This window comes from Aeromonas australiensis (genome assembly GCF_000819725.1).
Lineage (GTDB): Bacteria > Pseudomonadota > Gammaproteobacteria > Enterobacterales > Aeromonadaceae > Aeromonas > Aeromonas australiensis.
In genome coordinates, this window is the sequence record NZ_CDDH01000028.1 from 15,917 (window position 1) to 34,060 (window position 18,144).

The window sequence follows — 18,144 nt, forward strand, 5'->3', positions numbered from 1 at the left end:
GAACAACGCTGCCGGCGCAGACAGCAGCGCCAACACCACAAACGGAAAATGACAGAGATGGAAAAGAAAATACTGCTCACGGATTGTCCGGATGCCAAAGGGCTCATCGCCAAGATCACCAACATCTGCTACAAGCACCAGCTCAACATCATCAAGAACGATGAGTTTGTGGATCACGAGAATGGCCGCTTCTTTATGCGTACCGAGCTGGAGGGGCGCTTCAACGACGAGACCCTGCTGGCGGATCTGGACGATGCCCTTCCCATCGGTGCCCAGCGCCGTCTGGTCAAGGCTGGCAAGAAGCGGATCGTCATTCTGGTGACCAAGGAGACCCACTGCCTCGGCGACATCTTGATGAAGAACTACGCGGGCGCGCTGGATATGGATATCGTCGCGGTGATCGGCAACTACGACACCCTGGCGGAGCTCACCGGCAAGTTTGATATTCCGTTCCACTGCGTCAGTCACGATGAGCTGAGCCGTACCGAACATGAAGAGCGGGTACGCGCCATTATCGACAGCTATGAGCCTGACTATGTGATCCTGGCCAAGTACATGCGGGTGCTGACCCCGAGCTTCGTCGAGGCCTATCCGCGCAAGATCCTCAACATTCACCACTCCTTCCTGCCCGCCTTCATCGGTGCCCGCCCCTACCGGCAGGCGTTCGATCGCGGGGTCAAGCTGATCGGTGCTACCGCCCACTTCGTCACCGACGATCTGGACGAAGGTCCCATTGTCGAGCAGGACGTGATCCATGTTGACCACACTTTCAGTGCCGATGCGATGGCAAAAGCGGGTCGTGATGTCGAGAAATCGGTGCTGAGCCGCGCGCTGGAGCTGGTGTTGAACGAACGGGTGTTCGTCTACGGCAACAAGACGGTGGTCTTCAAGTAATCCATCCACGCTGCACACATCAACAGACCAGAAACAACAACGGCTCCCGCGGGAGCCGTTGTTGTTTCTGTCATTTCGTATCACAGCGGGTGATCGTTTACAGTGACCACCCCCTTATCCAACTTCAGGTGGGAAATCAGTGCTTGCTTGTCTACTTTCAGATATCCCATCAACGTTAGTTGCTCAATGACGGGTTCCAATTGTGGGACCGCCTTGCCCAGCTGGCCACTCAGGGTGGTCTGTAGCTGACCGCTCAATGCCTGCATCCCCTCATCACTGTTAAACAGTTGCTCCAGTGAGGTCGATGCCAGCTTGATATCTCCTTTCATGGTCACCGCCTCACCGTTGAGCTTGGCACTGAGATCGGCCAACTCAAGGGTCGCACCACGTTTGAGCATCTTGTCCAGCGCCTGCTGGATGGCAGCATCTTCAACTCCCTTGCCACCGGCGGCCTGTAGCCCCTGATACCCTTCCAGATCCAGACCGTTGAGGTTGAGCGCCAGCTTGCTGTCGGTAACAGCCAGGGTGTCGGTCTCGTTCTCCAGATCCAGCTTGGCAATCTTCATCTGATAGCGGCTGGAGAGGGTCTGGGCATCATCACCGCTCAGTTGGGTCTCGGTGGTCATCCCCTGCAGGGCGACCTTGACACGGTCAGGTAGTTGCAGGGTAAGAGCGGATAGGGTCATCTCGCTCTGAGGCGAGAGAAGCACGCCGTTGATCTCGGCGATATCGGCGCTCCCTTTCAAATCGGCTAGCACCAAGTCCATCTTGCTCTGCTCTTCATGGACCGTCATCCCCTGCCAGGTCATGGTGAGGTGGCCACTTCCCTCCAGATTGCCATGGTATTCACCTTTCAACGGCAGGAAGCTGAACTCGCCCAGTCCTTGTTGTACCTTGAATTCATTAGCCCAAAAACGGCTGCTATTGGCCTGGGTCCAAAGGCTGGTAGCCGACTCCAGACCAAGTTGCCACTGCTCCATCCCCAGCGCCAAAAAGACCGGTGCCAGGGTGCCACTGTGGGTATCGAGCAGCACCTGGCTCTTGATATAAAGCGGCAGGATCTGGCTCTTGACTACCAGTTGTAACTCGATGGGCTGACTCCCGGCCAGCCCACTATCGATGGAGGCCAGGCCCTCGGGGGTGATCACCACCTTCAGAATACCGTCACGGGTAAAGAGGTTACTACTGCCTGGCAACCACTGCATGTCGATGCCAGTTTCATGCTCCACCCTGGCCATCTGCTCCGCCATGATGTTGTCGAAACTGCTGCCCGTGTACCAGCACGCAGCCAGACCACCACCAACCAGTGCCGTACCCACGGCGAGGGCCACTATCTTTTTCATATATCCATGTGTCTCCTGAGAGTTGTCACTGCACTCTACGGGGGGCGGTCGGGGCTAGGCAAGTCCAATCAGATGGCGAGTCCACTTTCTTGCGGCTCGCCACAACATCACAGCAAGGGGCTGAAGAGGTAGAAGATATTCTCCATCGCCTTCTTGTACCAGGGGCGTGCACGCCACTGTGTCAGAGTCATTGGCGTGGCCTCGGCCATATAACCCTGCACCAGCTGATTCATTTGAGATACGAATAGCGGATTATCTACCAGCAAGGTGACCTCAAAGTTGAGCCAAAGGCTGCGCCGGTCAAGGTTGACCGTGCCCACCAACGCGAAGTCATCATCCACCAACACACTCTTGGTGTGGAGCAGACCAGCATCGTAGCGGTAGATCTCCACCCCGGCAGCCAGCAGCTCCTCCATAAAGGCGTTGCAGGCATAATTGGCCATGATGGAGTCATTGCGTGCCGGCAATACCAGCTGCACCTGCACCCCGCGGGCCGCTGCCGAACTGAGTGCGGCCGCCAGCGGATCATCGGGCACAAAGTAAGGTGTCGTCAGCACCAGATGGCTGCGCGCCTGATAGATGGCCAGTAGCAGGCTCTGCTGAATACAGTCACCACCGACGAAGGGGCCGGACGGGATCAGCTGGGCACGGTAGTTGGTCTGGGGCCAGGCCTCCGGCTCATGCTGCAGACTGTCGAGCAGCCGCTCGCCGGTCTCCATCTCCCAGTCCCAGACGAAGATCGACCACATCAACGGCACCATGGGCCCCTGCACCCGGATCATGATGTCGACCCACTGGCCAACCCCGGCATCCTGCTTGAAGAAACGGGGATCCACCATGTTCATGGAGCCGGTGTAACCCACCCTGTCATCGATCACCACCAGCTTGCGGTGCATCCGCAGATCCTGGCGCTGGAAGGGGATACGCCAGGCGCCGACCGGCAGCACCTCCACCAGCTTGACCCCCGCCTTGCGCAGCTTTTTGGGCCAGTGGGAGCGGAAGAACTGTTTACTGCCCACCGAATCGAGCAGCAAGCGACAATCCACGCCCCGTTGCGCCACTTCAATCAGCGCCTCGCACACCTCGTCGGCATCGCCGCCCGGATGCCAGATATAGAACTCCAGATAGCAGGAGAGCGTCGAGCGACGGATATCCTGGGCAATCTCGCGCAAGATCCAGTCCGGCTTGTTGAGCAAGGTCATGCGGTTGCCAGAGAGCATCGGCATGGCGAGCCGTCCCTGGATGAGATCGTGCAGCGGCTGTGCCTTGGCACCCACTTCGCAGCAGTGTTGCGGGAACAGACGGGCCAGTTGGCGGATCCAGATGGCATAAGGGCGATACATGGCCTGGGCGCGCTCGGCGCGGCGGCGCCCCAGCTTTATTTCACCAAACAGCACATAAAACCCCACCCCGGCAAACGGAATGGCATAGATCAGCGCCAGCCAGGCCAGCGACACCCCGATGGGACGGCGTTTCATCACCACCCGAAACGACACACCGGTGACAATCACAGTGTGAAAAAGCAGTAGCAGCCAACCCAGAAAACGGGAAAACAGCAGTTGAAGATCGTGTTCCAGACCGTTGAACAACGGGCACTCCTTCTCATGACAAACAGAGCGGTGGGCAGACCCCAACCGGCCGCAATGGTATGCTGTAAGGCAAATCCATTCTATCAGGTCGCACGCATGATCCTGCAATCTATGCTGCTCAGCCTGGCCATGCTAGGCCAAGGCTCATATGACATCAACGAGCAACAGATAAACCAGTACCTGCAATCTCAGGTACAAGTCGACAAACAGCTGGAGCTACCGGGCATCATCAAGGCTCATGTGCTGCTGGAGCAGAGCGATGTCCAGATCGGTCGCCAACGCCCCGATACTGCCCGGGTCTATGGCAAGGGCAAGCTCAAAATCGCCCTGCCAGACAATACCGAATATGACGCCCGCCTGCAGATGACCTATGAGGCGAGACCCCGCTATGACCAGAGCCAGAGTGCGCTGTTTCTCGATAACATGAAGCTGGTGGAGTACAAGCTGGAGCCAGAGGCGGCCGAAAAAAAGTTCGGGCTGATGCTCCACATGCTGCTGCAGAGTATGGAGAAACGTCTTGAGAGCAAACCGGTTTACCGACTGGATGACAAGGATCCGGAGCAGGCGTGGTTGAAGGAGAATCTGCTGGGCCTGGAGTTGTCACCAGGGAAAATTCACCTGCTGACCAAACCCCGCTAAACCGCTCAATTCAGGAGGGGCTGGCTGGTATCCCGTACCAGCAGCTCCACCTGATACCCCTGCTGCTGCTGCCGCTCGTAGAGGGAGAAGAGCGACCCGCTCAATTGATTGAGGGGCATATCGGCAAACCCGGCCTTGAGATAGAAAGGCTTCTCGAAGGGCAGCGCCTGACAGACCACAGGTTTGTCCAACAGACCGTGACAGGCGTGCTGCAACAGCCGAGATCCCAGCCCCAGCGACTGGTAGTGAGGCAACAGGCGAAAGCCACACAGATGGTAAAACTCCTCCTCGTCCCGCAACCGAACCGCCCCCACCAGCCAGTGAGCATCACGCACGACAAAGATCCGCTCGGCCAGATCCGGCACATAGTGGGAAAAGGTCGTCTCGTAATAGTCCCTGATCAGGGAGAGGTCGGCATCACAGTACTCTTCAAAAGTAAGTGCCGTTGCCAGCTTGCTTGTCACAGACAAATCCTTTGGTAATCAATTATTAGTACCAGATAGAGGGGCGAATCCACCAACTGCCGCAAGCACGATATCATGCCTTTCATCAACAAAGAAGCGGGTGTCATGGACACCTTGCCTGGCCGGAGGAAGAGGCCATTACCCACCACCTGACTGCCAAAACCGTGCTTTATGATGACAGCCCTTTATGGCGGCGGATAGTTTGATCCCGGTCACCGAATCGGATCATTTGCCCACTGTTGGCCGCTTGTTCTGCCCTCGCCATGATGCTTTACTCAACATGGTCATAACAGGAAGGAGTATTAGGGTTGAAAGCATGGATGCTGGCAGGCCATATTTTGTTGATCCCCATGAGCGGATGGAGCCAGACGCCCCCACCTGCGGAGGTGATCTTCCTGACCGCAGCTCCCTCCCCCCTGCGTCCGGTCACAGATGCCACTCCCGCCCCACAACCCGACACCGCTCAAACGACGGCAACCGCTACCAACGGCAACAAGCAGATCCAGGTCTATAAATCGGTGCAGCAGAACGGGGTGGTACGCTACTCCGATATGGCACCCGAACAGGGCCATTACGAACTGCTGCTGTTTAACGACTGCTTCGCCTGCGACCCCAAATCCAGCGTCAACTGGCAGACCACAGGGCTGTTTCTCTATGACTATGCCAGCACCATCAAGGCGGCCGCCAGCACCTATCAGGTAGAACCTGCTCTCATCAGGGCACTGATCCATGCCGAGTCAGCCTTCAACCCGCTGGCGGTCTCCCGCAAGGGGGCGATGGGCCTGACCCAACTAATGCCTGCCACGGCGCGGGAATTGGGGGTCGGCGATGCGTTTCTGGCAGAGCAGAACATCTTTGGCGGAGTGAAATATCTGGCAGGACTGCTCAAACAATATGACGGCAACGTGGCGCTAGCCACAGCGGCCTATAACGCAGGAGCGGGTGCAGTACAAAAACATGGCGGCATCCCACCCTATGCGGAAACCCGTGCCTATGTGAAGCGCGTCCAGCTCCTCCACCAGCGCTACAAAGAGATGCTGCAGGCCAAAGGGCTTTGACGTTTGACTTGGTGAGCTCTCTTATCTCCCCCTCCAGAAACAAAAACACGCCCGCAGGCGTGTCGATACCACACTTTGTTTCGCAAATGATTACTTCTGCTCAGTCGCCACCAGGCGATAAGCCAGCGCCCCCAGAATGGCACCGACAATCGGGGCAACCCAGAACAGCCATAACTGGCTGACCGCCCAGTCACCGACAAACAGCGCAACGCCGGTACTGCGGGCCGGGTTGACCGAGGTATTGGTCACCGGAATGCTGACGAGATGGATCAGAGTCAGGCACAGACCGATGGCGATCGGCGCGAAACCGGCTGGCGCACGGCTATCAGTGGCACCCATGATGATAAACAGGAAGAAACCGGTCATCACCATTTCGCACACCAGCGCAGCAGTCAGGCTATAACCACCCGGAGAGTGCTCGCCATAACCGTTGGAAGCAAAACCGGCAGAGAGATCAAACCCGGCCTGGCCGCTGGCAATCACGTAAAGCACGGCTGCCGCGGCAATGCCCCCCAGCACCTGCGCCACTATGTAAGAGAGCACGCCGGATGCCGGGAAGCGACCACCCGCCCACAAGCCGATGGTGACGGCCGGATTGAGGTGACAACCGGAGATATGGCCGATGGCAAACGCCATGGTCAGCACGGTCAGACCGAAAGCCAGCGAGACCCCCAGCAGACCAATCCCGACGTGAGGGAAGGCTGCTGCCAGCACGGCACTGCCGCACCCGCCCAATACCAACCAGAAGGTTCCCATAAACTCTGCTGCAACAGGTTTCACACTATGTCTCCCGATAAGATGAGATAAAAAAACCCGCAAAGGGGCCAGGTGTTAACAACGCGCGGCATTATGGGAGCTGTCGCCATCGATGAAAACCCGACCACCCGCAGCCAAAAAGCGTGACGAGAGTCACAATCTTTTGATTTATGGTGAGATTTATCAGTAAAAGGGCGAGGAAAAATGGTTGCCAATCTGGAGTCTCATGCGACAACTTATGACTCCCGAAAGGGTTTCTGACGATTCGCTGAGCAACCGTTCAAGAAACATAACGGTGGCTTACTTGACCGGAGCAAAGCGGCTGACCATCAGCCCCTGATGCTCAATCCACTCCATAAACATGGCGACGGGGCGGGCATAGACCTGACCATCCTGTTCGGATTGATAGATCACCAGCTGCTCCTGAGTTTCGGTGTGCAGGGCCAGGGCCAGCACCTGATAGTAACCCCCCTTGAAGTGACGATAGCGGCCGGGAACGGGTGCATGCATGGGATACCTCTGCAGATGGAACAGGACGGAAAAGGAGAAATATGTGCTGGCCAGTGCCAGTTGTATCAGCTTTTTCTCGTCGGAAATGACGATGAAGAGGCTTTTTTACACAAGCCAATCGTGCCAGAGAGCGTGAAGATTTCAACACAGTAGAGTAGCTTTGTTAATTCACTCCCCATGTTTCACTGCTGAACCTTGGTTAGCACAAAAGATCGTGCTGAATTTAACGTTCTCACAACCCTGTTTTAGGGCTAAAAATCAGCTAATTCTTCTAAAAAGAGGATTGTTCTAGCATTCAATTCTGTGAAGAATAGAGGAAAAGAAATTTGATACTAAAAATCGCCTTTTTCGCCAACGCGTCCCTGTGGGGAAGGAATCACTGTCACCATGTTCACAATCGACAAGTCGCACAAGCTCGACGATGTCTGCTATGACATCCGCGGCCCGGTGCATAAAGAGGCTCGCCGTCTCGAAGACGAAGGCCACCGCATTCTCAAGCTCAACATCGGCAACCCGGCCCCGTTCGGCTTTGATGCGCCGGAAGAGATCATCAAGGATGTGATCCTCAACATGCCGCTGAGCCAGGGCTACTGCGACTCCAAGGGGCTGTTCTCTGCCCGTAAAGCGGTGATGCAGTACTACCAGCAAAAAGGGATGCGCAAGGTCGATATCGACGACATCTACATCGGCAATGGTGCCAGCGAGCTGATCGTGATGGCGATGCAAGCGCTGCTCAACAACGGCGACGAGATGCTGGTGCCCTCTCCCGACTACCCGCTCTGGACCGCCGCCGTCACCCTCTCTGGTGGCCATGCGGTGCACTATCGCTGCGACGAAGGGGCCGACTGGTATCCGGATCTCGATGACATCCGCGCCCGCATTACCCCGCGTACCCGCGGTCTGGTGCTGATCAACCCCAACAACCCGACCGGTGCTGTCTACGGCAGTGAGTTCCTGCTGGAAGTGATCGAGATTGCCCGCCAGCACAACCTCATCATTTTCGCCGACGAGATCTACGACAAGATCCTCTACGACGATATCTCCCACACCAGCGTCTGCACCCTGTGTGACGATGTGATGGTGGTGACCTTCAACGGCCTCTCCAAGGCCTACCGTGCCTGCGGCTTCCGTCAGGGCTGGATGGTCATCACCGGTCCAAAAGGCCGTGCCCGTGGTTATATCGAGGGTCTGGAAATGCTGGCCTCCATGCGGCTGTGCGCCAACGTGCCGATGCAGCACGCCATCCAAACTGCGCTTGGCGGCTACCAGAGCATCAACGAGTTGATCCTGCCGGGCGGCCGCCTGCGCAAACAGCGGGACAAGGCATGGGAGCTCTTGAACGAGATCCCCGGGGTCTCCTGCGTCAAACCCAAGGGGGCGCTCTACATGTTCCCGCGCCTCGACCCCAAGGTGTATGACATCCGCGATGACCAGAAGATGGTGTTCGACCTGCTGCAGCAAGAGAAGCTGCTGCTGGTGCAGGGCACCGGCTTCAACTGGCCGGCGCCGGATCACTTCCGGCTGGTGTTTCTGCCACGGGAAGAGGAGCTGGAGGATGCCATCGGCCGCCTCGCCCGCTTCCTCAAAGACTACAAGCAGTAAAGAGTACATATAAAAAAGGCTCCATCGGGAGCCTTTTTAGTCATACTGTCATCGTCATCAGCCTTGCAATTCAACCACGTCGAATTTCACGTCCGGATTTACATCCGCATCGTAATCAACCTCATCCAGACCAAAACCGAACAGGCGCAGGAACTCCTGCTTGTAGCCGGTGTAATCGGTCAGATCGGAGAGGTTTTCGCTGGTGATGGATGGCCACAGGTCGCGGCAGGTCTGCTGTACATCTTCACGCAGTTCCCAGTCATCCATGCGGATGCGAGCCTGCTCGTCCAGCGCCATGTCGGACGCATAGAGACGGGTGCGCATCATGCGATCCACCTGCTCCATGCAACCCTCGTGAATGCCCTTCTCCTTCATGATCTTGAAGGCCATGGAGATATAGAGCGGCATCACCGGAATGGCGGAGGAGGCTTGAGTCACCACGGATTTGAGCACGGCCACGTGAGCGGTACCGCCCTTGGCAGCCAGATCGCCACGGATGGCGGCGGCGGCACGGTCCAGATCTTCCTTGGCGCGGCCCAGAGTGCCATGCCAGTAGATTGGCCAGGTCAGATCGGTACCGATGTAGGAGTAGGCCACGGACTTGGCGCCGTCAGCCAGCACGCCGGCATCGCGCAGGGCCGCCATCCACAGCTCCCAATCCTGACCACCCATGACGGTGATGGTGTTCTGGATCTCTTCCTCGTTCGCCGGCTCGACGGTGGCGGTGATGATCTGATCCTTGTTGGTGTCGATGGCGGTGGTGGTGTAGACCTCGCCGATGGGTTTCAGGGCTGAGCGCACCACTTCGCCGGTCTCCGGCATCTTGCGCACCGGCGAGGCCAGGGAGTAGACCACCAGATCAATTTGACCCAGATCCTGCTTGATAAGCTCGATCACCTTGGCGCGGCACTCGTTGGAGAAGGCATCGCCGTTGACGCTCTTGGCGTATAGGCCCGCCTCTTTGGCGGCCTTGTCGAAGGCGGCAGAGTTGTACCAGCCAGCGGTACCGGTCTTGGACTCGGTGCCCGCTTTTTCAAAGAAGACGCCGAGGGTGGCGGCGCCGCTACCGAAGGCAGCCGCAATCCGGGAGGCCAAGCCATAACCGGTGGAAGCGCCGATCACCAGCACCTTCTTGGGACCATTCTCGATGGTGCCCTTGGCCTTGGTATAAGCGATCTGGCGACGAACATTGGCTTCACAACCAACCGGATGAGTGGTGGTGCAGATAAAGCCGCGAACCTTGGGTTTGATGATCATATGGGGTCTCGGATCCGTTTAATGGATGAAATCGGGGCATAAGATACCTCATCTTGCCGCGATAAGGTGCTCTGATGTGTTGAACTGCGGCAAAAATGGGCATCCGAAGGTGGCAATCATGGTCCATGCCATGGTGCCACCTCACGGCAGCTAGCAGGCAATGCGGGTAATGTGGCCATCCTGCAGCTTATAGAAGGTATCTTGCGGCAACGCCTGTGACCAGGTCGCCTTATAGTCGAGATCGGCATAGACGCCGCGCAGTATGGCACCGAGCAGACCGTGGGAGATGACGATGGCCCGCTCGGCGATGGCGGGATCCAGCAACCACTGGTGCGCCCGGCGCTGAATGCTCTCGAAGCTCTCCGCTCCCGGTGCCTGCAGATACCAGTCTGGCTGCTCGAGGTCGAGCTCGGGGTGGGCCATCTGCAGCTCGGGCACCCGGCAACTCTCCCACTCCCCCATCCCTAACTCCATCAAGCGATCGTCCCAGACGATGCGATCCGCCGCCAGCCCCAGCTGCTCGCACACCAGCAGCGCGGTTTGACGGGCACGGCTGAGGGGGCTGGCATAGACGGTCCAACGGGCGGGGTCTGCCAGCTCATCGGCAAGGCGCCGTCCCATGGCGATGGCTTGCGCCTCGCCCTTGTCGGTCAGCTCGGAGTTGCAACGCCCCTGCAGACGCTGCTCGGCATTGAAGCGGGTCTGGCCGTGGCGCAGCAGATAGATGAGTCGAGACATGATTTCTCCAGCACGTTCAGAGAGATAGAAAAACAGAGGGGGAAGATGATAGCAGATGAGCCCGAAGGATGGCCCACACAGAGAGGCTAAAACGGGCGTAAAAAACGGGTCAGTGCCGACCCGTTTGCTGTCAATTTGGCCAGAGTGAACCGGCTCAGCCCTTCTTGATCTCCCGCAGATAGCGGTAGATGGAGTGAACCGAGATGCCGAGCTGGCGCGCGGCGATCTGGGCACTGTCTTTCAGTTCGAAGATCCCCATGTCGTGCAGCTGGTTGACGATAACCCGGGTCTTCTGGGACAGGGGCACCGCCTCGTTGCCACGCACCTCGGCACTGACCGTATCTATGGTGCTGTTGAGCGCTTCGTCGATGTTGCGGGCGAACACCTCCGGAGTGGCATGGCTCTCGTGGGGGTGCATGCACTCCGGCATCATGGTGCGCAGCACGGATTGCAGCGGAGCATCCATGTCGCTATTGATACAGAGCAAGCCGATGGCCCTCTGCTCACCGTTACGAATGACGGTGGTGATGGAGCGCAGGGTCTTGCCGGTGGCGCACTTGGTCATGTAGGGGCTGGAGATATCCTGCCCGCTCTTGAGCTTCATCATCGCCAGGTTAGTGATGGGAGCACCGACACTGCGGCCGGTGATATGGCCGTTGGCAATCTTGACGATCGAGGGATTACTCGCATCCAGACTGTGGAGCAGCACTTCGGTGTGCTGACCATACATGGCGGCGATGCCGTCCACTATGTTCTCCATCGACTTGAGGATCTCACAATCACTCGGACTCAACTCTTGCAGCTTCACAATGGGTCCTTCTTGCAAGGGTTGCTGCCGGGCAATCGGCACCGGTCAGCAACCGACAGGGACATCAGGCGGACATGATATCAATAATGGTGCTGTCTGTGGCAGACATGCCCTCCTTCACCATCTGGCCAACGTTGCGGATGGTCTGATCCACGTTGCCTGCGACGATCCCCTGCCCCGATACCGAGTGGCTGTTGCGCGCCATCAGGAAGCCGCGCACCGCCGCGCCGGAGGAGGTACTCACCTTCATGGCGCAGGAGGCCTTCGCCCCGTCGCACACCATACCGGCACTGTCGCTCAGCACGTTCTGGATGGCGAAGCAGGATTGCTCGAAGCTGCCGCCCGCCAGATAGACCATGGCCATGGCGGCAGCCGCGCTGGTCACGGTATTGCCACAGAAGGCCGACAGCGGCGGATAGTGGGACTTGATATAGATGGCGCCCAGATGGCTCATGATGAGGGCGCGAGCCAGCTGCTCTTCGCTGGCCGCAAAGCGCTCGGCAATCACCATCACCGGAATAGTGGCGGCAATGCCCTGGTTGCCGCTGCCGAAGTTGCTCATGGCCGGCAGGGTCGCCCCCCCCATGCGGGCATCGGAGGCAGCCGCCGTCATCATCACGATACGGTTCATCACATCCTCGCCGATAAGGCCGGCATTGATGTTCTGCTGCATGGTACGGCCAATCTCCAGACCATAGGGGTTGTTCATCCCCTCGGCAGAGAGCTTGCCGTTGAGCTCGGAGGCCTTGAGGATGAACCTGATCTGCTCGAACTCCACCTGGGTGGCGAACTCGTAGATGGCGGCGATGCTGATATCCACCCCGTCGCAAATAGAGCCGGTGGCGCCGCCCTGGCTCTGATCGGCGGTGAAGGTCACTTCGCCATCACGGCGCTGTTCGACGATGCGGGTATGACCACCGCACAGGGTCACTTCGGCGCTGTGCTCTTCACCCTTGTCATCAGTGCCATAGACGGTCACGCGGCAGAAGATAAACTCGGGGGCGGCGGTGCGGCTCACCTGCACCTTGCCCGCATCGATCAGCTGCTGGGCACGCTCCACCTGTTCTGGCTGAATTGCGGCCAGCACCTCCAGCCCGGCATCGGCGTTACCGCCGATGGCACCAGCGGCAGCCGCAATGGCCAGACCGATTTTGCCGGTGCCCGGTACATAGACACCCATCGAGTTTTTATAGAGATTATCCGACACCGCAACCTCGAGGCGACCGGGCTCACAGCCCAGTTGCCGGGCGGCGACAGCTGCGGCATAGGCGGCGGCGATGGGCTCGGTACAACCCAGCGCTGGTTTGACAACCTGTTGAATAATCTGCAGATACTGCTGCCACGCTTGTTTCATCACTTGAACCTTTTTATCAGCATTAACGAGCGATATGGGCGATCGCTTCCACTTCAACCTTGACGCCCATCGGCAGGTCCTTCACTGCAAAGCAGCTGCGCGCCGGACAATCTTTCTGGAAATAGGCTTTATAGACCTCGTTGAACGCGGCAAAATCGCTGATCTCGGCGAGGTAGCAGGTGGTTTTGAGCACGGTATCCAGCGAGCCGCCAGCGGCTTCCAGCACGGATTTCAGGTTTTCCAGTGACTGGCGGGTCTGGGCGGCAATCCCCCCTTCCACCACACCACCCTGCAGCTTGCAGACCGGCAACTGACCGGAGGTAAAGATGAGGTCGCCATAGGCAGTGCCGTGGCTGTAGGGACCGATAGCGTCAGGTGCCGCTGCTGCTGTGATGATGCGTTTCATATAGCCACTCCTGTTTGTGCAATTTTTTTTGCAATCACAAATCTTATTTCGTGCAACATTATTTGCTTTTTATGTTAGCGATTCAACAAAAAGATACAAAAATGGTGTTTAAAGCGACCTTTAGGCCTCAATGTAAACCGTGATCGCCATCCTGATTTGAACAAAAGTACTCTTATGGGCATTGTTTATGATAGTTTCATTCAACTATATTTGCGCCAATTTTCCACATCCCTATAAAAAAGAAGGTTTTAATGGACGCGCATAGCACAACACTCACCAGCCCAGCGATGGGTACGCTGGCATGGAAAGAAGCGGTTCGCTTCGACAGCACCGACTGGGGCTGGATCATCATGAGCATCGGCATGGCCATCGGCGCGGGGATCGTCTTCCTGCCGGTACAGGTGGGACTGATGGGCTTGTGGGTATTTCTGCTCTCGGCGGTAATCGGCTACCCCGCCATGTATATGTTCCAGCGCCTCTTTATCAACACCCTGGCCACCTCACCAGAGTGCAAGGATTACCCCAGCGTTATCACCGGCTACCTCGGCAAGAACTGGGGTGTGCTGCTCGGCGCGCTCTACTTTGTAATGCTGGTGATCTGGGTCTTCGTCTACTCCACTGCCATCACCAATGACAGCGCCTCCTTCCTGCAGAGCTTCGGCGTCACCGACGGCCTGCTCTCGGAAAACCCGCTCTACGGTCTGGTGCTGATCTGCGGTCTGGTAGCACTGGCCTCGCGCGGCGAAAACCTGCTGTTCAAGATCTCCACCTTTATGGTGCTGACCAAGATCAGCGTGGTGGCGCTGCTCGGCCTGATGATGGTGGACAAGTGGGATGCGGCCAACATCACCGCCATGCCCGCCGCCGGTGACTGGATGAAAGATGCCATCATCATGCTCCCCTTCACCCTCACCTCCATCCTCTTTATCCAGAGCCTGAGCCCCATGGTGATCTCCTACCGCTCGCGGGAAAAATCGCTGGAGGTGGCCCGCTTCAAGGCGATGCGCGCCATGAATATCGCCTTCGGCATCCTGTTCGTGGTGGTGTTCTTCTATGCCATCTCCTTCACCCTGGCGATGGGCCACGATCAGGCGGTCAGAGCCTCTGAAGAGAACATCTCCGCGCTGGCCATGGTAGCCCAGGGAATGCCCGGCCAGACCCTCAAGCTCCTTAGCCTCACCCTCAACATCTTCGCGGTGATGACGGCTTACTTCGGTGTGTACCTCGGTTTCCGCGAAGCCTGTCAGGGTCTGGCGATGAACCTGTTGCGCCGGGTGCTGCCGGAAAACCGCATCAACAATGGATTGGTGGGCAAAGGGATTATGGTGTTTACCGTCATGCTCTCCTGGGGTGCCATCGTGCTCAACGCACCGGTGCTGAGCTTCACCTCTATCTGCAGCCCCATCTTCGGCATGGTGGGTTGCCTCATCCCGGCCTATCTGGTCTATCAGGTCCCGGCGCTGCACAAGTACAAGGGCACCTCCCTCTACATCATCATCATCACCGGCCTGCTGCTCTGCGTCTCGCCCTTCCTGGCGTTCAACTGATCGATTGCAAACGCCCTCCTTATCGACTTCGGGCCACCTTAGGGTGGCCCGTTTTCTGTTGGGCAGCTCGCGCAACAGATTAATCGCCCCGCTGATACCCCCAGTCCCCGCCCGAAAGTAAAAAGCCAAAGGGATCACAACTTGCAACCGGCCATCACCCAAGGGGCCGCCGCTCGGAGTACTATTCAGAGAACACGGCTCACGCCCGCATTCCGGTATCGAGGCTTAATATGAAATGGATTTTCAACCCGGCCATCCGGCTGGGCAGTCAGCTCTCCTTCAAATACAAATTTCTGCTCTGGTCCTGCCTGATGCTGCTGCCGCTGGCCTACAGCATGACCAATCTGCTGGGGCGGTTGCAGGATGACAATGCACTGGCGCGCAAGGAGCTGGCTGGTGTTATCAGCCTCGTCCCTGTGCCAGCGATCGAACAGGCGCTGCTCACCCATCGCAATCTGGTTACCCGTCAGGGTTATGAGCTGGATCCGATCGGTGGGGATCAGGTCAAGGCGGCCGCACAAGCGGTGGAGCAGAGCCTGCAGGCCTTTGCCGACACTCGCCAGAACAATCCCTCCTTTGAGGTGATCCAGCAGGGCTGGGCCGCCCTGCAGAGTGAAGCGGACAAGCTGGAGGTGGAACAGAGCAACCCGCGTCACGACAAGCTATTGACCGAGGTACGCCATCTCTACAAACACATCACCGCCGCCAGCGGCCTGATCCAGGATCCGGCGCTCGGTACCTACTACATGGTGATCCTCGCCAGCGAGCGGTTGCCGCAGCTGCGTGACCTGCTGGCCCAGGTGCGGGATCGCGCCGCCACCATCGCCGACTTCGGCCTGTTTCAGGCGGAAGGGTACAGCGGTCTGCGTTTTCGTCTTGACCTTATCAGCGCCACCCTGCAGGAGCTGGAGGCCGATCTGACCCTGCTCTACCAGATGGAACCGGCCTATCGCACCGAGCTGGGTCAGCAAACTGATGCCCTGATACAGCTGGTGCGTCAGGGGGTCGAGACCATGGAAAACAAGATGATGAAGGATCAGCTGGTGCAGCTCTCCCCCAAGGAGGTACAGGCACTGGGAGACAAGATGGATGAGACCATCACCGCACTGGCAGGCCAGGTGCGCCAGCGGCTGGAGGCCGATCTGCGCCAGCGGCTTGCCGCCAACCAGCGCCACTTCTGGTGGGTCACCGCGCCGCTGACCGCCAGCTTGCTGCTCTACCTCTATCTGATGATCGGCGCCTATCTCTCCTTGCGCGAAACCGTGGCCCGGGTGCGTGATATTGCCGCCAGGGTCAACGCCCAGGATCTCAGCCAGCATATCGAGATTGTCGGTCAGGACGAGCTGGCCGCCATCAGCCGGGATTACAACGTGACCCTGGAGACCCTGCGTACCCTGATGCTGCGGGTGCGTGAAAATGGCGTCACCGTAGTGGAGAGCGCCACCGATATCGAAGCCCGCACCTGCCGCTCGCAGGAGGTGATTGCCGATCAGCAAGGGGAGACCCATCAGGTCGCCACCGCCATCAAGGAGCTGGCCGCCACCTCCCAAGACATGGCGGGCAATGCCCTGCAAGCCGCCCGTATGACCCAGGAGGCGCAAAACGTGGTCGGTCAGGGCGAGGATGTGGTGGAACGCACCATCAAGGCCATCGACCATATCAACCGCGAGGTGCTGCGTACCGCCGACACCATAGGCCAACTGGAGCAGCAGTGCAGCCAGATTGGCGGCGTCATCAGCGTGATCCGCGGCATCGCCGAACAGACCAACCTGCTGGCCCTCAACGCCGCCATCGAAGCGGCCCGGGCCGGTGAGCAGGGTCGCGGCTTTGCGGTGGTGGCCGACGAGGTGCGCTCTCTTGCCAACCGCACCCAGGGGGCTACCGTCGAGATCCAGCAGATGATTGAACAGCTGCAATCCGGCGCCCGCGCCTCGGTCACCGCCATGTCGGCGGCCAGCCATGAAGCGCAGGAGGGGGTCGGGCTGGCACAGGAGGCGAAACAGGCCTTCGGCGCCATCACCGAGAAGGTGGATCGGATGGTCGATACCAACGCCATCATCGCCAGCGCCATCGAGCAGCAGGGCGCCGTGGTCAACGAGATCGAACGCAATGTGGTGCGCATCTCGGATGGCAGCGACGAGGCATTGCAAGTAGCCAACGCCGCCCGCGATGCCGCCCGCCAGATCCACCAGCTTACAGAACAGCTGCGCGCCATGGTGCAGAGCTTCGTGCTGTGACCCCGAGTTAACAACGCCGGGCTCAACGTGAGCCCGGCATCATCCCGATCTCGCATCTACCCACAACGTCTCAGTTGCACGGATCATTCAGAAAATCTCTGCGGCACACTTGCCGGACAGACGCCAACAAGGTGGTCTCAAACGAAAACAAGATGCGGCATTCCTGATGCGCACTGTCGATGATGTCGAGGGAAACCAAGCCGCCTGCGAACCACAGATTAAAACCAGCGTCACGTCATCTATCACCCGCTTCAAGCGAGGATTTACCCATGGCCAGATACCAGTTTTTTACCATTCCGGCGTCCAACCGGCAGCAGTACACCTTTATCGACATGGCATCTCCGACGTTTCTGGATGAGAAATCCGCGTTGCTGACCCAAGGGTTCGAGGTGGAAGAGGATTTCATCGACGCGACCAACCCGCGCGAGGCGGTGGAGAAGTATCGCTCCAACTTCCTCTACGTAGCCGATGAGATAGGCAAGTCCGATAGCAGCTACGCCGCGGCCGTCGCCATGCTGGAGCTAGGCAAGGGGCTATTTGGCAAAAAAACTCGCCGAGATTAGATGCAGCGGTGAGGTGTGGTGGTCATCGTGGCAACGCGCCCGATGGCCATTTGGCAAGACATCAATTCGGTAAGTCAGAAGCGCCCCAGCTGCTGGAGCATCTCCATCAGCTCCTCTTCGCTGCTCGGCTCATAGGCCAGCTGAAGGCTCGGCGCGGCGCCTCCCATCAGCATGTAGACGTTGGTGCTGCAGTGGTCGTAGTGATACCACTTACCGTCGATACAGACGTCGGTATAGCATCTCGGGTCCCTTTTAAGTTCCATATGCACATCCTTTTGTTACATTCCATCAATATCACTCCTGACCGTAAAATAACCACCGAGGTTCAAGCTTGATGCAGATCAAGGGAAGCGGCTGAAAGGGACAGATATGTGCCAGT

Annotated in this window: 18 protein-coding genes; 7 read left to right on the forward strand and 11 right to left on the reverse strand. The window is 58.2% G+C overall.

Annotated elements, in window-relative coordinates; translation table 11 throughout:
- Positions 1-57 precede the first annotated feature (57 nt).
- Positions 58-894, forward strand: coding sequence for a formyltetrahydrofolate deformylase (gene purU / locus BN1117_RS04600; RefSeq protein WP_040095210.1), 837 nt, complete (start codon positions 58-60; stop codon positions 892-894).
- Between the two features lie 80 nt (positions 895-974).
- On the opposite strand, the gene BN1117_RS04605 is transcribed toward purU, so the two are convergent.
- Together BN1117_RS04605 and cls are read right to left on the reverse strand one after the other, a co-directional pair.
- A complete protein-coding gene (locus BN1117_RS04605) occupies positions 975-2,237 on the reverse strand; it encodes a DUF945 family protein (protein WP_040095211.1) in 1,263 nt (420 codons plus the stop codon).
- Between the two features lie 107 nt (positions 2,238-2,344).
- On the reverse strand, positions 2,345-3,826 hold the full coding sequence (gene cls, locus BN1117_RS04610; RefSeq protein WP_040095213.1) for a cardiolipin synthase: 1,482 nt from the start codon (positions 3,824-3,826) through the stop codon (positions 2,345-2,347).
- Positions 3,827-3,922: 96 nt separating this feature from the next.
- Between cls and BN1117_RS04615 the strand changes: the two genes are divergently transcribed.
- Entirely contained in the window at positions 3,923-4,465 is a 543-nt protein-coding gene (locus tag BN1117_RS04615; protein WP_040095214.1) for a YceB family lipoprotein, read from the forward strand.
- 5 nt (positions 4,466-4,470) lie between these two features.
- Here BN1117_RS04615 and BN1117_RS04620 read toward each other — a convergent pair whose 3' ends face one another.
- Positions 4,471-4,929: a GNAT family N-acetyltransferase gene (locus BN1117_RS04620; RefSeq protein ID WP_040095217.1), complete on the reverse strand. Its 459-nt coding sequence runs from the start codon at positions 4,927-4,929 to the stop codon at positions 4,471-4,473.
- Between the two features lie 320 nt (positions 4,930-5,249).
- Between BN1117_RS04620 and BN1117_RS04625 the strand changes: the two genes are divergently transcribed.
- A complete protein-coding gene (locus tag BN1117_RS04625; protein ID WP_040095219.1) occupies positions 5,250-5,987 on the forward strand; it encodes a lytic transglycosylase domain-containing protein in 738 nt (245 codons plus the stop codon).
- A gap of 90 nt (positions 5,988-6,077) precedes the next feature.
- Here the strand turns inward: BN1117_RS04625 and aqpZ are convergent, their stop codons facing one another.
- Positions 6,078-6,767, reverse strand: a complete 690-nt coding sequence (gene aqpZ, locus BN1117_RS04630) for an aquaporin Z (protein WP_040095221.1) — start codon at positions 6,765-6,767, stop codon at positions 6,078-6,080.
- A gap of 276 nt (positions 6,768-7,043) precedes the next feature.
- A complete protein-coding gene (locus BN1117_RS04635) occupies positions 7,044-7,253 on the reverse strand; it encodes a DUF1653 domain-containing protein (RefSeq protein ID WP_040095223.1) in 210 nt (69 codons plus the stop codon).
- Between the two features lie 387 nt (positions 7,254-7,640).
- Here BN1117_RS04635 and BN1117_RS04640 point away from each other — a divergent pair, with 387 nt between their 5' ends.
- Positions 7,641-8,855: a pyridoxal phosphate-dependent aminotransferase gene (locus BN1117_RS04640; protein ID WP_040095225.1), complete on the forward strand. Its 1,215-nt coding sequence runs from the start codon at positions 7,641-7,643 to the stop codon at positions 8,853-8,855.
- Positions 8,856-8,912: 57 nt separating this feature from the next.
- Here the strand turns inward: BN1117_RS04640 and fabV are convergent, their stop codons facing one another.
- The 5 genes from fabV to BN1117_RS04665 all read right to left on the reverse strand — a co-directional run bounded on the left by fabV (position 8,913) and on the right by BN1117_RS04665 (position 13,418).
- Entirely contained in the window at positions 8,913-10,112 is a 1,200-nt protein-coding gene (fabV, locus tag BN1117_RS04645) for an enoyl-ACP reductase FabV (protein WP_040095227.1), read from the reverse strand.
- 150 nt (positions 10,113-10,262) lie between these two features.
- Positions 10,263-10,850 carry a histidine phosphatase family protein gene (locus BN1117_RS04650; protein WP_040095229.1) on the reverse strand — a complete coding sequence of 196 codons (588 nt, stop codon included), beginning with the start codon at positions 10,848-10,850 and terminating at the stop codon, positions 10,263-10,265.
- A gap of 154 nt (positions 10,851-11,004) precedes the next feature.
- Positions 11,005-11,658 (reverse strand): helix-turn-helix transcriptional regulator, encoded by a 654-nt coding sequence (locus BN1117_RS04655; RefSeq protein WP_040095230.1) that lies wholly within the window; start codon positions 11,656-11,658, stop codon positions 11,005-11,007.
- Positions 11,659-11,722: 64 nt separating this feature from the next.
- Entirely contained in the window at positions 11,723-13,012 is a 1,290-nt protein-coding gene (locus BN1117_RS04660; protein WP_040095232.1) for an L-cysteine desulfidase family protein, read from the reverse strand.
- Between the two features lie 22 nt (positions 13,013-13,034).
- Positions 13,035-13,418 (reverse strand): Rid family detoxifying hydrolase, encoded by a 384-nt coding sequence (locus tag BN1117_RS04665; protein ID WP_040095234.1) that lies wholly within the window; start codon positions 13,416-13,418, stop codon positions 13,035-13,037.
- 251 nt (positions 13,419-13,669) lie between these two features.
- Between BN1117_RS04665 and BN1117_RS04670 the strand changes: the two genes are divergently transcribed.
- From BN1117_RS04670 to BN1117_RS04680, 3 genes are all read left to right on the forward strand, one after another.
- Positions 13,670-14,965: an SLC5/6 family protein gene (locus tag BN1117_RS04670; RefSeq protein ID WP_040095236.1), complete on the forward strand. Its 1,296-nt coding sequence runs from the start codon at positions 13,670-13,672 to the stop codon at positions 14,963-14,965.
- 230 nt (positions 14,966-15,195) lie between these two features.
- Positions 15,196-17,202 carry a methyl-accepting chemotaxis protein gene (locus tag BN1117_RS04675; RefSeq protein ID WP_040095238.1) on the forward strand — a complete coding sequence of 669 codons (2,007 nt, stop codon included), beginning with the start codon at positions 15,196-15,198 and terminating at the stop codon, positions 17,200-17,202.
- Positions 17,203-17,471: 269 nt separating this feature from the next.
- The gene (locus BN1117_RS04680; RefSeq protein WP_040095239.1) at positions 17,472-17,765 is read left to right on the forward strand and encodes a hypothetical protein; all 294 of its coding nucleotides are present in this window, start codon (positions 17,472-17,474) and stop codon (positions 17,763-17,765) included.
- 74 nt (positions 17,766-17,839) lie between these two features.
- Here BN1117_RS04680 and BN1117_RS04685 read toward each other — a convergent pair whose 3' ends face one another.
- Positions 17,840-18,028 carry a hypothetical protein gene (locus tag BN1117_RS04685; RefSeq protein WP_040095241.1) on the reverse strand — a complete coding sequence of 63 codons (189 nt, stop codon included), beginning with the start codon at positions 18,026-18,028 and terminating at the stop codon, positions 17,840-17,842.
- Positions 18,029-18,144: the final 116 nt, after the last annotated feature.